Raw genomic sequence first — 14,763 nt, 5'->3', positions numbered from 1 at the left:
CGGGGGTCTGCCATCGTGCTACGAGCTTTTGCACGGCACAGTAGACTGTTCCCGGATTGATCGACGCGCGCCGCCGTTATGCCTTCCTGCGGCGCCCCTGCTCAGAAAGGATGCGACATGACTGCTTCCACCAACGGCGCTTCGGTATCGGTCTGGCTCGACACCGCCGAAGTCCCGGCCTGCCCTCCCCTGTCCGGTGACCTCGATACCGAGGTCTGCGTGATCGGCGCCGGCATCGCCGGCCTCAGCACCGCCTACCTGCTCGCCAGGGAGGGCCGCAGCGTCGCGGTGATCGATGCCCTCGGCATCGGCGCCGGCGAGACCGGGCGCACCACCGCCCACCTGTTCCCGCCGGACGAGTGGTACACCTACATCGAAGACAAGTTCGGCGCCGCCAAGGCGCGCCTGGTGGCGGACAGCCATGCCAGCGCCATCGACCTGGTCGAATCGATCACTGTGCAGGAGAACATCGACTGCGAATTCGAGCGCCTCGACGGCTACCTGTACGCCCTGCCCGGCAACGGCTTCAAGGACCTCGAAAAGGAATACCAGAGCGCCCGGCGCGCCGGCGTGGCGACGGAATTCCTGCCCGGCGTGCCCTGCCTGCCTTTCGATACCGGCCCCGCCGTACGTTACGCCAACCAGGCCCAGTTCCACCCGCTCAAATACCTGGCCGGCCTGGCGCGGGCCATCGAGCGCCTCGGCGGCCGGATCCACGGTTCCACCCACGCGCACCGCGTGCGCGGCGACCAGGAGCAGCAGACTGTCTCCACCGACCACGGCGAGATCCGCGCCCGCCACGTGGTGCTGGCCACCCACACGCCCTTCAACGACCGCGTGGTGATGCACACCAAGCAGGCCGGCTACCGCACCTACGTGGTCGGCATGCGGGTGCCGCGCGGCGCGCTGCCGCGCATCCTGCTGTGGGACACCGGCGACCCGTACTACTACGTGCGCCTGGAAACCCCGGATGCGGCGGCGGACCACGACATCCTGGTGGTCGGCGGCGCCGACCACAAGACCGGCCAGGACGACCATCCCGAGCATCGCTACGACGAGATCGAACGCTGGACCCGCGAGCACTTCCCGATGGCGCAGGCGGTCGCCTACCGCTGGTCGGGCGAGGTGATGGAGCCGTCCGACGGCCTGGCCTACCTCGGCCGCAACCCGATGGACGACGACAACGTCTACCTGATCACGGGCGACTCCGGCAACGGCATGACCCACTGCACCATCGGCGCCATGCTCGTCACCGACCTGATCGGCGGCCGCGAGAATCCGTGGACCGCGCTCTACGACCCTTCGCGTAAACCAGTGCACGGCCTGACCGACTTCGCGCACGAGCAGGCCAATACCATGGCGCGCTACGGCGAATGGCTGACCGGCGGCGACGTCGACTCGGTCCAGGAAATCGCCGCCGGCGAAGGCGCGGTGGTGCGCGACGGCCTGCGCAAGATCGCGGTCTACCGCGACGCCCAGGGTGGCCTGCACGCGGTCTCGGCCAAGTGCACCCACCTCGGCTGCGCCGTGCACTGGAACTCGGCCGAGCGTTCCTGGGACTGCCCCTGCCACGCCTCGCGCTTCGACATCGAGGGCAAGGTGCTGCACGGACCGGCGCCCGAACCGCTGGAAAAGGTCGAACTGGCCGACCAGACCCCGCCGCCGCGCTCGACGCGTGCCGGCACGCACGGCCGCAGTGCGCGTTAAATATCTTTAATACAAAGGGTTGACCGGCTGTCACAGGCCGGCCACCAACTGTCGTTAACGCCGCGCTAACGAAGCGTTGTATTTATCACGCATAAACCGCCCAAGCATTTACATGCCGTGCGGAAACAGGATACTCATCAGTAAAGACCGGTCCCAGCCGGCGGCCCAGGCATGCCCAGCGCATGCCACTATCCTTGCCTGATGAGATGAGACTATCCATGAAACTCGAGAAGATGAAAATCCGCAGCCTGCTGGCCCTGGGTTTCGGGGCCGTGCTGGCCCTGATGCTGGCGCTGGTGGCGGTGGCGCTGTCCACCACCCATACCGCCAACGAGATGACCCACCAGCTGACCCGCGACGGCATCCGCAAGTCGAACCTGCTGCAGGAATGGAAGGCGGTCATCGAGGTCAACGCGGCGCGCACCATTTCTGTCGCCAAGGCGACCGATCCGACGGTGGAACAGTTCTTCCTCGACGCCGTCAACAAGTCTTCCGAGCGCGCCAACCAGCTGCAGAAGGACGTACAGGAAGCGATGGCCAACGATCCGGAAGGCAAGCGCCTGTTCGAGCGCATCGTCGCCAGCCGCGAAGCTTATCGCAAGGCGCGCGCCGAAGCCTTCAGGCAGAAGAAGGAGGGCCAGCTGGAATCGGCCGCGCGCTTCTTCGAGACCGACATGATGCCGAAGGTGAACGACTACGTGGGCAGCCTGGAAGCCATGGTGGCCTACCAGAAGCGCGCGGTGGCCAGCCAGGGCGAAGCCATCGACGCCTACGTCGACACCAGCCGCACGCTGCAGCTCGCGCTGAGCGGCGCCGCGGTCGCCACCGGACTCGCCTTCGCCTTCCTGATCATGCGCGCCATCGCGCGCCCGCTGCAGGGGGCGCTGGACGTGGCCCGGCAGGTCGCGCGCGGCGACCTGTCCGGCCACATCGAGGCCGACGCGCGCAACGAGACCGGCCAGCTGATGGCGGCGCTGAAGGACATGCGCGACAGCCTGCGCGGCATCGTCGGCGAAGTACGGCGCGGCACCGACACCATCGCCAGCGCCTCGCAGCAGATCTCGGGCGGCAACCTGGAACTGTCGGCGCGTACCGAGGAGCAGGCCAGCTCGCTGGAGGAAACCGCGGCCTCGATGGAAGAACTCACCTCGACCGTGCGCCAGAACGCCGACAATGCCCAGCAGGCCAATACCCTGGCGCGCGCGGCTTCGACCAGCGCGGCGCGCGGCGGCGCGACCGTGGGCGAAGTGGTGCGCACCATGGCCGACATCAGCAGTGCCTCGAACAAGATCGGCGAGATCGTCGGCGTCATCGACGGCATCGCCTTCCAGACCAATATCCTGGCGCTGAACGCGGCGGTGGAAGCGGCGCGCGCCGGCGAGCAGGGCCGCGGCTTCGCGGTGGTGGCGTCCGAAGTGCGCGCGCTGGCGCAGCGCTCGGCCACCGCGGCCAAGGAGATCAAGACCCTGATCGGCGACTCGGCCGGCAAGGTCGAGGAAGGCAGCCGCCTGGTGGCGCAGGCCGGCGCCACCATGGAAGAAATCGTGGCCGGCATCGCCGGCGTGTCGACGATCATGGCGGAGATCGCGGCGGCCAGCGGCGAGCAGTCGCTCGGCATCGAGCAGGTCAACCAGGCGGTGACGCAGATGGACCAGGTGACGCAGGAGAATGCGGCCCTGGTCGAGGAAGCGGCCGCCGCATCGGACGCGCTGCGCGAACAGGCGCACGCCCTGTCGCAGCTGGTGTCCACCTTCCGCCTCGACGAGCGCGAAGCCGCAGCGGCGCCGGCCGTAGCGGCACAACCGCGCCGCGTGGCGCAGGCACGGCCCGCCCTCGCCTCCTGAGACAGCGCGTGTAAACGACGACACCAGCCCGCAGGCTGGTGTCGCGCGCGGCCGCAAGGGCCGCATCAGGCGTATTGCGCGAATCGACGCGGATCAGTAGCCGCGGCCGGTGGTGCCGCCGCCGGTGCCGCCGCTGGTGGTGCTGGAGCCACTGGTGGTGGAAGCAGCGCCGCCAGTAGCCGCGCCGGTACCGCCACCAATGGTGCCGCCAGTGGTGCCGCCCGTGCCGCCGGTGCTCCAGCCGGTGCCACTGGTGCCACTGGTGCCACTGGTGCCGGAAGTCCCGGTGCCGGAGGTGCCGGTGGTGCCGGAGGTGCCGCTGGTGGTGCCGCTGGTGCCCATCGAGCTGGTGCCGGTGGTGCCGGTGCTGCCCGACGAACCGCTGGTGCCCATCGAGCTGCCCGAACCCGACGAACCGCTGGTCGAGCTGCGGGTTTCCGGCTCGCTCGAACGACCGGTGCTGGTGCGGCCGGCCTCGACGCCAGAGCTGCTGGAGCCGCTCTGGCTATCGTTCATGCTGCCCGAGCTGCTGGTGCCCATCGCGCCGCTGCTGCCCGACGAACCGCTCTGGTCGCTCATCGAGCTGCCGGTCTGGCCCGCGCTGCTGCTGCCGCTCTTGCTGTGGTGGGCGCCTTTCTTGCTGCGCTTGTGTTTCGAGGTGTCGGTGGTGGCCGCTGCCGACGAGGTGCCGCTGCTCTGGTCGCTCATGCTGCTGCTTCCGCTGGTGCCCGCGCCGCGGGTATTCTGGGTGCCGTCCGACGATTGTGCATGGACGGTGGTGGCGCCGAACATGGCAGCGGCAACGGAAGCGCCCAGCAAGCCTTTCAGTAGCTTATTCAGTTTCATGGTCGATCTCCTCAATTTGTCTTCGGGGCTGAAATGCTCAACAATATCAATAAGATATTGAATTCAGGGTTCCGAGTGTAGAGACGCCGATGTGGGGGAGGCGCACGGTAGCCTCCCGGAAAATACCGAAGGTTATCTAAGGCCGAGCCGGCGCCCCGGCATCGGCAGCCTGGGCCGACAACGTGCCGAGCTGGGTATACAGCGCCAGCACGTTGCTCTTGTCGTCCGGATAGACGCGGTTCGACAGCAGCACGTAGAAGGTGCGCGAGTGCGGGTCGACCCACAGGATGCAGCCGGTGAAGCCGGTATGCCCATACGACCCCACCGGGAAAACGGTGCCGCGCGGGCGCTGCGCGTAAGGCGAGTCGATGTCCATGCCCATGCCGCGCAGGGCCAGCCCGGGCGGCGACTGCACGGTGGTCAACAGGCGCACGCTTTCCCTGCTCAACACGCGCACGCCATCGAGTTCGCCCCCACCCACCAGCATGCGGCCGAAGCGCGCCACGTCGCGCGCGGTGGAGAACACGCCGGCGGAACCGCCCACGCCGCCCATGCGCCGCACGGTCGGGTCGTGCACCACGCCGGCCAGCATCTGGCCCGGAGCCAGGTCCGCATGCAAGGACGCATCCACCGCGTCCGGACCGCGCTGGGTCGGCGCGATGCGCGCCGACGGGGTGCGCGCCAGCGGAAGGTAGCCGGTATCCGCCATGCCGAGCGGCGTGAAAATGCGCTGCTGCGCGAAGCGTTCCAGCGGCATGCCGGCAACACGCTCGACCAGGTGGCCAAGCAGGACGTAATTGATGTCCGAGTAGCGGAACAGGCTCCCCGGCGCATGCGTCGGCGTCTGGGCGCAGGCCAGCGTCAGGGAGGCCTGCTTGCCCTCCCATGCCGGCCTGGCGGGCAGGCCCGCCGGGAGCCCGGACGAATGGGTCAGGAGCTGGCGCACCGTGATCGCTTCCTTGCCGCCGTTGGCGCATTCAGGGAAATAGCGCACCAGCGGCGCTTCGAGGTCGAGCTTGCCCTCCTCGGCCAGCAGCAGCACCGAGGGCGCCGTTGACAGCACCTTGCTCAGCGAAGCGGCATCGAACACGGTATCCAGCGTGACGGGGCTGGCGCCTTCCTCATAGGTATGACGGCCGTAGGCCTTCTCGTAGACCGCGCCGTCGCGCTCCAGGTGGAACACGGCGCCCGGCAGCTTGCGTGCGGCGATGTTGTCCAGGATAGCGCGGTCGATCTCCGCCAGCCGCGAGCCATCCAGCCGCGCTTCAGCCCGCATCGCACTTCCCTGCCCCGGCAGCTGCGCGCAGCCGGCGCCCAGCAGGGCGACGCAGAGAGCGGTGAGGAGAGTCGTGCGGCGGCGTGGCAAGGTCGGGAATCGGGACATGGGCGAGAGGCTGGGGTGTGGGTGGCTCGGTTGTTCGGTCCGATCATAAGGATGGGTTCGCCACGGGTCAATCTTTACAAGCTGCAACTTCTATTCGGCCGCGCACGCCAAATGTCACATCGGCGTATGATAAATGGATGATTCCATTTTCGATTCTCGACCTCTCGCCCATCGTTGAAGGCAGCGATGCGGCAACTTCTTTCCACCGTTCACTAGACCTCGCCCAGCACGGCGAGCGCTGGGGCTACGGGCGTTTCTGGCTGGCCGAACACCACGGCATGCCGGGCATTGCCAGCGCGGCCACTGCGGTGCTGATCGGCCACGTGGCGGCCGGCACCAGGACCATCCGCGTCGGCGCCGGCGGCATCATGCTGCCGAATCACTCGCCGCTGGTGATCGCCGAGCAGTTCGGCACGCTCGAGTCGCTCTATCCGGGTCGTATCGACCTCGGCCTGGGCCGCGCGCCCGGCTCGGACCACACCACCGCGCGCGCCCTGCGCCGCAACCTGGCCTCGGATGCGGACGAGTTCCCGCAGGACGTCGTCGAGCTGATGGACTATTTTGCCGACTCGCCGCGCCGGTCCGTGCGCGCGGTGCCGGGCGCGGGCCTGGACGTGCCGGTCTGGATCCTCGGCTCCAGCCTGTTCGGCGCCCAGCTGGCGGCGGCGCTCGGCCTGCCCTATGCGTTCGCCTCGCACTTCGCGCCGCAGATGATGATGCAGGCCATCGAGATCTACCGTTCGACCTTCCGGCCGTCGAAGCAGCTCGACAAGCCCTACGTGATGCTCGGCTTTAACGTGTTCGCCGCCGACACCGACGCGGAGGCGCAGGTGCTGGCCACCTCGATGCAGCAGGCCTTCGTGAACCTGCGCAGCGGCCGCCCGACCAAGCTGCAGCCGCCCGTGCCGGGCTACCTGGAAAGCCTGGGCACGGCCGAGCGCATGATGCTCGACAGCGTGCTGTCCTGCACCGCGATCGGATCAAAGGCCACGGTGGAAAGCCAGCTGCGCAGCTTCATCGCGCGCACCAAGCCGGACGAGCTGATGATCACCTCGCAGGTCTTCGACCACGCGGCGCGCCTGCGGGCCTACGAGATCACGGCCGAGATCAACAAGAAGGGTTGAGCCGACGGCGCGTCAAGCGTCGCCCGTCCCCGCCTGCAGCATGTCGATCAGCGCCCGCGTCGACCTGACTCTCCCCATGCGCGGGAAGATGTGCTTGCAGGCGAAGTGGTGCGCCTCGGCTTCCATGCTGGTCATCGCATCCTCCGCGAACACCAGCTTGTAATTGCGATCAAAAGCCGCACGCGCCGTCGATTCGACGCCGAAGTTGGTCGCAATACCGCCGAGCACCAGGGTATCGATCGCGCGCCGCCTCAGCAGCTGGTCCAGCTCGGTGCCGTAGAAGGCGCCCCACTGGCGCTTGATGACCACGATATCGCTCGCCTCCACGTCGGCCATCGGCGCCAGCTCCGATGCATCGTAGGGCGGCGCGGCGGCGCCGGGCGGGCGCATCGGGGCGTCGGCCAGCGGCGACGGCAATTCGTTCACCAGCACCCGCACGTACACGATCATCGCGCCGCGGTTGCGCATTTCCTGCGCCAGCAGCACGCAATTGCCGACGGCCTGCTCGGCGGTATAAGGGGCCAGCTCGCGCCTGACATTGCTGTTCTGCAAATCGATCAACACCAGGGCCGTGCGCGCCAGGTTCAGGGATTGTTCGGTCATGGCATCCTCCTGCGTGCAGTATTCACCGCAGTATTCCTGAATTGCGCCCGCTCCGGCGCACAGGGCTACAATGGCCCGAACCCATCCATCTGGAGAAAGCATGCAACGTCGCCAGTTCATCCGCCTTTCATCGCTCGCTGCGGGCGCCGCCCTGTTGTCCGGCTGCGCCGCCATCGCGAACCTGAGCACCGGCCCGCTGATCGCGCGCCACGTCCCCAAGGATTACAGCGGCGTGGTCGCCGTGCGCAAGGATGCGGCATCGCCCCTGGTGGTCCATGCCAGCGGGCTGGCCCTGCGCGAAGAAAAGCAGCCCGTCACCAAGGACACCCGCTTCCTGGTCGGCTCGATGACGAAATGGATCACCGCCGTCACCGTGCTGCGCCTGGCCGACATGGGCACGCTCGACCTCGATGCGCCGATTTCCCGCCACCTGCCCGAACTGCCGGCGGCGAACGGCGCCGTCACCCTGCGCCAGCTGATGTCGAACCGCAGCGGCATTCCGAACGGCCTGCTTGACGCCCTGCGCAAGGACAGGGCGGTCGAAAAGCTCGAGATCGGCCCGGTCGAGGCGGCCCTGCGCTTCGGCGCCGGCGCCCCCAGCGCGGCCCCGGGCGAGAAATGGGATTATTCGTTCACCAACTGGATCCTGGTCGCGGCGGTCGTCGAACGCGCCCGCAAGGAGCCGTTCACGGAAACCGTGGAGGAACTGGTGCTGGCGCCGAGCGGCGTGAAGGACACCAGTTTCGCCGCCACCGGCTACGAGGACGAGGTGGGCATGGCCGTCGCCTATAACGCCGAAGGCCAGCGCAAGACCTCGTCCGTGCCGCCGATGATCGCGGCCAGCGGCACCCTGTACAGCACCGCGGGCGACCTGGTCGCGATCGCGGACACGGTCTACCGCGGCAAGCTGCTGTCGGACAAGGCGCGCAAGGCGCTGTCCACCGTGGTGGTGCCGGCGGAAGACTATGCGCTGGGTGGGAAGGTGAAAACCGTGAGCACGAAAAACGGCGCCCGCTCCCTTGCGTGGGAAGCGGGCGCCATCGGGGCCTACAAGACGCTGCTGGCCTACGACCCGGCGGACGGCCGGGTCGTGGTCCTGCTGAACAATACCGACATGCCGCAATCGGAACAGGCGAGGATCGCCACTGCGCTGTTCCAGGACATGTAACGCTTAGAGCGCCCAACAATTCCCCCTATGGCTGCGTTGCAGCGTCTCGCCGTACTAGCGTACTGTCTTCGACGCTGCGCCTTGCCCTAGGGGTTTTGTTAGGCGCTCTTTACTGAATCGGCTTGCCGTCCACATCGATCTTGCGGACCTCGCCGATGTTCAGCGCTCGGATGCCCGGCTCGATCTTGCTCAGGTCACCGACCACCACCCACACCAGGCGGTCCGGCGTGAAGCTGCGCGCCGCTAGTGCATTGGCCTGCTCCGGGGACAGCGACAAGACCTTCTGGGTGTAGGTGTTGTAGTAGTCTTCCGGCAGGCCGTACTGCACGATGTTGGTATAGGCGCTGGTCAGCTGGCCGGCCGTCTCGAAGCCGCCCGGCAGGCCGAGGGTGTTGTTGTCGACCGCGGCCTTGAGCTCTTCCACCGTGATCGGCTTGCCGCCGGCGATGTCGCGGTACTCGCGCACCAGTTCCTGCATCGCTTCACGGGTCTTGTCGGTCTGCACCGGCGAGACGCTCATGAACGCACGCTGGCCGATCGCCGGCTGCAGCGAGCTGCGCACGCCATAGGACCAGTGCTTGTCTTCGCGCAGGTTCATGTTGATGCGCGAATTGAAGGAGCCGCCGAACAGGTGGTTGACGATTTCCAGCGGCAGCGCGTCCTCGTGCTTGCGCGGCACGGCCAGCTGGGCGCCGACGATCACGCTCTGCAGCGCGCCCGGACGGTCGACCAGGTAGACCACGTTCTTGCCAGGTGCGGCGACTTCGTTCAGCACCTTCTTCGGCACCTCGCCCGCCTTCCAACCGGCGAAGGCTTTCTCCAGCATCGGCTTGACCTCGGCCAGCGTGGTGTCGCCCACCACCAGCAGGGTGGCGTTGTTCGGCTTGAACCAGGTGGCGTGGTACTTGACCAGGTCGTCGCGGGTCATGCGCTTGACCGCTTCTTCGGTGCCGGTGCCGGTGAAGGGCTTGGCATACGGGTGGTCCTGGCCGTACAGGATGCTCGGCAGCACGCGCATCGCCATCGTCTGCGGCACGGTCTTCTCGCGTGCGATCGCGGCCAGGCGGTCCTTCTGCAGGCGCTCGAACTCGTTCTGCGGGAAGGACGGATTCAGCACCAGGTCCGCGTACAAGCTCAGCGCCTGCGGCATGGTGGCCTTGAGCGTGTTCATGTACACGATGCCGCTGTCCAGGTTGGCGCCGGCGCCGAAGTTCGTGCCCAGGCTCTCGAAGGCTTCGCCGATCTCGAGCGACTTGCGGGTTTTGGTGCCCTCTTCGAGCATGCGCATGGCCAGGCTGGCGACGCCCGGCTTGTCCGCCGCGTCCGAGGCATAACCGCTGTCCACCAGCATCTGGAAGTTCACCACCGGCGCGTCATGGCGCTCTGCCAGCACGATCTTCAGGCCGTTCGACAGGGTGGCCTTCTGCATTTCCGGCAGCTTCAGTGCCATCGGCTTGCCGATGGCCGGCTCCTTGCTGCGGTCCACGCCCGGCGCGCCCGCGGCCAGGCCGGTCGGGTAGGGATCGACCTGCAGGACGAAGTCGCCGGTGCTGAGCCAGTCGTTCATGGCCTTCTTCACGCTTGCCGGGGTGGCGGCCTTGATGCGTTCCAGGTAAACCTTGTAGCAGTCCGGATTGCCGGTATAGGTCTGGCACGAGGCCAGCAGGTCGCTCTTGCCGCCGAAGCCGCCGACCCGCTCGATCATGCGGGTGTACTGGGCCAGGATGGTGGTCTTGGCCAGGCGCAGTTCGCTTTCCGTCGGACCGTTCTTCATCAGGGCCTGCAGTTCCTCGTCGGCGATGCGCTCCATCTTCGCCACGTCGGCGCCCGGACGCGCGGTCAGGGTAATGTCGAACTGGCCGCCGATTTCCGAGGCGTCGTCGCTGGCGGATGCGCTGGTGGCCAGCTGGTCCTTGTAGACCAGGCGCTTGTACAGGCGCGAAGTCTTGCCGCCACCCAGCACCAGGGCCGCCAGGTCGAGCTGCGCTTCTTCCGGCGTGTGCGCGCCCGGCACGTTCCAGGTACGGTAGATGCGCGTCTGCGTCACGCGGTCCTGCGCCACCGTGCGGTGGGTGCCGGTGCGCTTGGCGATCCAGGCCTGGTGCTTGGCCAGCGGCGGGCCCGGCGGAATGTGGCCGTAGTACTGTTCGACCTTCTGGCGCGCCACTTCCGGGCTGATGTCGCCGGACAGCACCAGCACCGTGTTGTTCGGGCCGTAGTTGGTCTTGAACCAGTCCTGCACGTCGGTCATCGAGGCCGCGTCCAGGTCTTCCATCTTGCCGATCACGGTCCAGGAATACGGGTGGCCGACCGGGTAGGTATTGGTCACCAGCAGTTCGTAGGCCAGGCCGTAGGGCTGGTTCTCGCGCTGGCGCTTCTCGTTCTGCACGACGCCGCGCTGCAGGTCGAGCGTCTTCTTGTCGACGGTGCCGAGCAGGTGGCCCATGCGGTCGCTTTCGGCGAACAGCGCATAGTCCAGCATCGAGGTCGGCACGTTCTGGAAGTAGTTGGTGCGGTCCTGGTTGGTGGTGCCGTTCAGGTCGGTCGCACCGATGCCCTGCAGCGCGCTCAGGTAGGTCTTCTTGAAGTTGTCGCTGCCGCCGAACATCAGGTGTTCGAACAGGTGCGCGAAGCCGGTCTTGCCCGGCTTTTCATTCTTGGACCCGACGTGGTACCAGGTGTTGATCGCCACCACCGGGGTCTTGCGGTCCTCGTGGACCAACACCGTCAGCCCGTTCTTCAGGGTGAACTTGGTGTACTTGATGTCGGGGATCGGGATGTCGGGCGTGCTGGCCGCGGACTTGCCTGGGGCCGGGGCTGCCTGGGCGGCGGATACGCCAGTGGCCAGCGCGAGCGCGACGGCCATCTGGAGAGTGCGACGAACGGATACTGCCATTGCTACTCCTCCAAAGGAAACGGCGGGTTGCCGATCCTTGCATTCTAGGCAGCTTTTGTTATTGCAACAAAGAACTAATTGCGCATGGAGGAGGAATCCATGCGCGGTGCATCACACTGTGGGATGTTTACTGCGGCACGATCCGCAGCAGGCTGCCCTTGGCCTCGTCGGTGATCGCGTACAGGTGCCCGTCCGGCCCCTGGCGCACGTCGCGCACGCGCTTGCCGATGTCCAGGCGCTCCTGCTTGACCACCTTGCCCTGGGCATCGAAGGCCACGCGCCGGATGTCCTCGGTGGCCAGTCCGCCCGAGAACAGGCTGCCGCGCCAGGCCGGGAAGGCCGAGCCGGTATACCACGTCAGTCCCGAGGCCCCGGTCGACGGCGTCCACACGACCAGCGGATTCACCATGCCCGCGAGCACGCGCTTGCCGATCGGTTCGCGCGTCTTGTAGTCCAGGCCATAGCTTTGCAGCGGCCAGCCGTAGTTCTTGCCTCCTTCGATCAGGTTGATCTCGTCGCCGCCGCGCGGGCCATGCTCGCTGGCCCACACCCGGCCCTGCGGGTCGACGGTCATGCCCTGGATGTTGCGGTGGCCGATGCTCCACAGCTCGGGCAGCGCGCCCTTCTGCGCGGCCAGCGGATTGTTGGGCGCCGCCTGGCCCTCGCTCGTCAGGCGCAGGATCGAACCATTGTGGCTGCCCACGTTCTGGGCCTGGTCGCGCGCCAGCATGTTGCCGACGCGCGCGGGCGGGTTGCCGCCGTCGCCGATGCTCATCAGGATCGTGCCGTCCTTCAGGAACACGATGCGCGAGCCGAAGTGCTGGCCGCCGCGCTTGGTGGGCGAGGCCTTGAAGACCGTCTTGATGGCGTGGACGCGCTTGCCGTCGAAGACACCCTGCACCAGTGCCGTCGAATTCGCGTCCGCGGTGCCGCTGGCCATGGTCATGTAGATGCGCGGGTTCGGACCCTTGTCGAGCGGGTGCACGGCGATGTCAAGCAGGCCGCCCTGCCCTTCCGTGAACAGCGCGGGCAGGCCTTCGACCGGGATGGCCTGGACACGCTTGCCGTCCACCAGGTGCAGCGTGCCCTTCTTGCCGGTGACCAGCATGCGGCCGTCGGCCAGCCAGGCCATGCCCCATGGCTGCGGCAGGCTGTCCACCACGGTCTCGACTTTCCAGCCCTTGGCGGCCGGCGGCTCCGCCACCGGTTCGACTTCCTGCGCCACGCTACTCGAGCACGCCAAGGTGATCAGGGTGGCAACGGACACGGCACAACCTTGATAAGTCGTCATTGAAATATCTCCCGGGATTGGTCAAAGCATTAATAAAGTGGCCTTTTTACCGCATTTTCCTGCATTTTCTCTGCACGTTTAACACAAGAGGCGTAGAATTTACGTTTGAGAGAAACTCACCATAAGGATCTCCCACGATGATGCAACGCCGCGCATTCCTGAAGTCCTCCCTCCTCCTCGCAGCACCCACCCTCAGCATCCCAGCTCTTGCCAAAACGGCACAACCCGCCACCGGCGAACGTGTCCTGCGTCTGTATAACACGCATACCGGCGAAAAGCTGAAGAGCACCTTCTGGGCCGAGGGCGAGTTCATCCCCGATGCGATGAAGGACATCAACAAGGTGCTGCGCGACCATCGCAACAACAAGGTCGCCCAGATGGACCCGGAACTCCTGCTGCTGCTCACTCAGCTCAACGACAAGCTGGAGAACAACCGTGAACTGCACATCATTTCCGGCTACCGCTCGCCGGAGTCGAATGCCAAGCTGCACGCCGCCAGCGGTGGCGTCGCCAAGCGCAGCCTGCACATGGATGCCAAGGCGATCGACATCCGCCTGCCGGGCAAGGACCTGAAGATGCTGCACAAGGCGGCCATGTCCCTCAAGGGCGGCGGCGTCGGCTACTACGCCAGCTCGCAGTTCGTCCACATGGACACCGGCCGCGTCCGTTACTGGTAAGGCCATGACGCGGCTCCTGGTCCGCGTCGTCCTCGGCCTGGCCGTCCTGGCCGGGCACCAGGCTGCCCACGCACAAGCTGCCGGGCAGCCCGCGACCGTCAAGGTGCAATCCACCCGCGACCCGGTCGATAAATCCTACAGAAAAATGATCAAGGGCATGGAACGCTTCGAACGCGAGCGTGCCCTCGCGCCCACGGCGCCGCTGCGCTTCCAGCTGCTGCCGCGCCTGCCGACCGTCGACATGACGGGCATCAGCCTGCGCATCGCGGGCGATACGCTCAGCGTACCGGTCGAGGTGGCGCCGGACAACAGCTTCGTCCTGCCGCGTAACGAGACCGCGCTGCGCGAGGACGCGGCCGTGGTCGCCAACCGCAAGACCACCAGCATGACCTGGCGCGCGCAGATCGTCACGCCCGGCCTGCCCGCCGGCACGCGGCGCCTGGGCGACATGCGCCTGGAATGCCTGGTGGGTGTCGAAGCAGGACTGGTGTCCAACAGCTCTCCGCTGTTCGGCTGGATCTCCAACGCCCTGACTACGCCCGAACAGGTGTGCAACAGCCCGAATGGCAATTACCTGTTCTTCGCCGAGCGGCCGGTGTTTTCGGTGCGCCTGCGCGCCGTGAATGGGGCACATGAGCGGGTCGAGACCCTGCCCTTCGACATGCTGTATGCGGGTGGGGAGCAGAGCAAGGCCGACTTGCAGTACTGCGACTGCCAGGTCATGCTGGACCGCACCTTCTATGCGCCGATCTGGGACAAGTCCTGGCCGGACGATACGCTGGTGGAGTTCGAGTACATGGAGGATGCGCCATGAAGCGGGCCCTGTTCGCGGCGCTCCTGCTGGCCGGCTGCGCCACCACGCCGGCGCCGCCCGGCACCCAGGTGGCGGCCGAACGCCTGCAGCAGGCCGTCGTTCCGGGAACGACCACCAAGGCGCAACTGCTGGCGGCTTTCGGCCCGACGAAAAGCGTTGTGTTCGACAGCGGCTATGAAACCTGGGTCTACCAGTCGCCTGCAGGGAATGGACGATTCAGTGAGTTCGTCGTGCTCATCAATCCGGCAGGGGTCGTCACCAGGACCCGCACGCGCCCGCCGGGCTAGGCGCCCTGCTGCTAGCAAAAACGTGCACAAAAGTGTGCAGCGTTCTCTTCCTGCCCCGAACCGTCTTGTTGACCGAGCTCGTGCCTGGCAGGCGTGACTTTCCCGCCTCCCGCCGGCACCTG

At 66.8% G+C, this 14,763-nt stretch carries 12 protein-coding genes; 7 read left to right on the top strand and 5 right to left on the bottom strand.

Features of this window, described 5'->3' with window-relative positions:
- The first annotated feature begins 117 nt into the window (after nucleotides 1-117).
- Both B2R83_RS10430 and B2R83_RS10425 read left to right on the top strand, forming a co-directional pair.
- A complete protein-coding gene (locus B2R83_RS10430) occupies nucleotides 118-1,707 on the top strand; it encodes an FAD-dependent oxidoreductase (protein ID WP_292040825.1) in 1,590 nt (529 codons plus the stop codon).
- A 218-nt stretch (nucleotides 1,708-1,925) separates the two neighbouring features.
- On the top strand, nucleotides 1,926-3,551 hold the full coding sequence (locus tag B2R83_RS10425) for a methyl-accepting chemotaxis protein (protein WP_292040823.1): 1,626 nt from the start codon (nucleotides 1,926-1,928) through the stop codon (nucleotides 3,549-3,551).
- Nucleotides 3,552-3,644: 93 nt separating this feature from the next.
- Here B2R83_RS10425 and B2R83_RS10420 read toward each other — a convergent pair whose 3' ends face one another.
- Together B2R83_RS10420 and B2R83_RS10415 are read right to left on the bottom strand one after the other, a co-directional pair.
- A complete protein-coding gene (locus B2R83_RS10420) occupies nucleotides 3,645-4,397 on the bottom strand; it encodes a hypothetical protein (protein ID WP_292040821.1) in 753 nt (250 codons plus the stop codon).
- A gap of 136 nt (nucleotides 4,398-4,533) precedes the next feature.
- Nucleotides 4,534-5,781 (bottom strand): serine hydrolase domain-containing protein, encoded by a 1,248-nt coding sequence (locus B2R83_RS10415; protein ID WP_292040818.1) that lies wholly within the window; start codon nucleotides 5,779-5,781, stop codon nucleotides 4,534-4,536.
- A gap of 137 nt (nucleotides 5,782-5,918) precedes the next feature.
- On the opposite strand from B2R83_RS10415, the gene B2R83_RS10410 reads away from it, so the two are divergent.
- A complete protein-coding gene (locus B2R83_RS10410; protein WP_292040817.1) occupies nucleotides 5,919-6,905 on the top strand; it encodes an LLM class flavin-dependent oxidoreductase in 987 nt (328 codons plus the stop codon).
- Nucleotides 6,906-6,917: 12 nt separating this feature from the next.
- On the opposite strand, the gene B2R83_RS10405 is transcribed toward B2R83_RS10410, so the two are convergent.
- Nucleotides 6,918-7,508 carry an isochorismatase family protein gene (locus B2R83_RS10405; RefSeq protein WP_036208516.1) on the bottom strand — a complete coding sequence of 197 codons (591 nt, stop codon included), beginning with the start codon at nucleotides 7,506-7,508 and terminating at the stop codon, nucleotides 6,918-6,920.
- 100 nt (nucleotides 7,509-7,608) lie between these two features.
- Here B2R83_RS10405 and B2R83_RS10400 point away from each other — a divergent pair, with 100 nt between their 5' ends.
- Complete coding sequence (locus tag B2R83_RS10400; RefSeq protein WP_292040816.1) at nucleotides 7,609-8,676, top strand: serine hydrolase domain-containing protein; 1,068 nt, start codon at nucleotides 7,609-7,611, stop codon at nucleotides 8,674-8,676.
- Between the two features lie 109 nt (nucleotides 8,677-8,785).
- On the opposite strand, the gene B2R83_RS10395 is transcribed toward B2R83_RS10400, so the two are convergent.
- Nucleotides 8,786-11,572, bottom strand: a complete 2,787-nt coding sequence (locus B2R83_RS10395) for a M16 family metallopeptidase (protein WP_292040815.1) — start codon at nucleotides 11,570-11,572, stop codon at nucleotides 8,786-8,788.
- Between the two features lie 127 nt (nucleotides 11,573-11,699).
- Entirely contained in the window at nucleotides 11,700-12,863 is a 1,164-nt protein-coding gene (locus B2R83_RS10390; RefSeq protein WP_292040814.1) for a PQQ-dependent sugar dehydrogenase, read from the bottom strand.
- A 137-nt stretch (nucleotides 12,864-13,000) separates the two neighbouring features.
- Between B2R83_RS10390 and B2R83_RS10385 the strand changes: the two genes are divergently transcribed.
- The 3 genes from B2R83_RS10385 to B2R83_RS10375 are packed head-to-tail and all read left to right on the top strand — an operon-like array spanning nucleotide 13,001 to nucleotide 14,641.
- A complete protein-coding gene (locus B2R83_RS10385; protein ID WP_292040813.1) occupies nucleotides 13,001-13,540 on the top strand; it encodes a DUF882 domain-containing protein in 540 nt (179 codons plus the stop codon).
- Nucleotides 13,541-13,544: 4 nt separating this feature from the next.
- A complete protein-coding gene (locus B2R83_RS10380; protein ID WP_292040811.1) occupies nucleotides 13,545-14,354 on the top strand; it encodes a hypothetical protein in 810 nt (269 codons plus the stop codon).
- The gene (locus B2R83_RS10375; RefSeq protein ID WP_292040810.1) at nucleotides 14,351-14,641 is read left to right on the top strand and encodes a hypothetical protein; all 291 of its coding nucleotides are present in this window, start codon (nucleotides 14,351-14,353) and stop codon (nucleotides 14,639-14,641) included. Before B2R83_RS10380 ends, B2R83_RS10375 begins: the two co-directional genes overlap by 4 nt.
- Nucleotides 14,642-14,763: the final 122 nt, after the last annotated feature.

The sequence above is a fragment of the Massilia sp. UBA6681 genome, from assembly GCF_002454935.1.
GTDB lineage: Bacteria > Pseudomonadota > Gammaproteobacteria > Burkholderiales > Burkholderiaceae_D > Telluria > Telluria varians.
The sequence above is the reverse complement of the archived record's forward strand: the minus strand, read 5'-3'. Positions and strand labels throughout refer to the sequence as shown.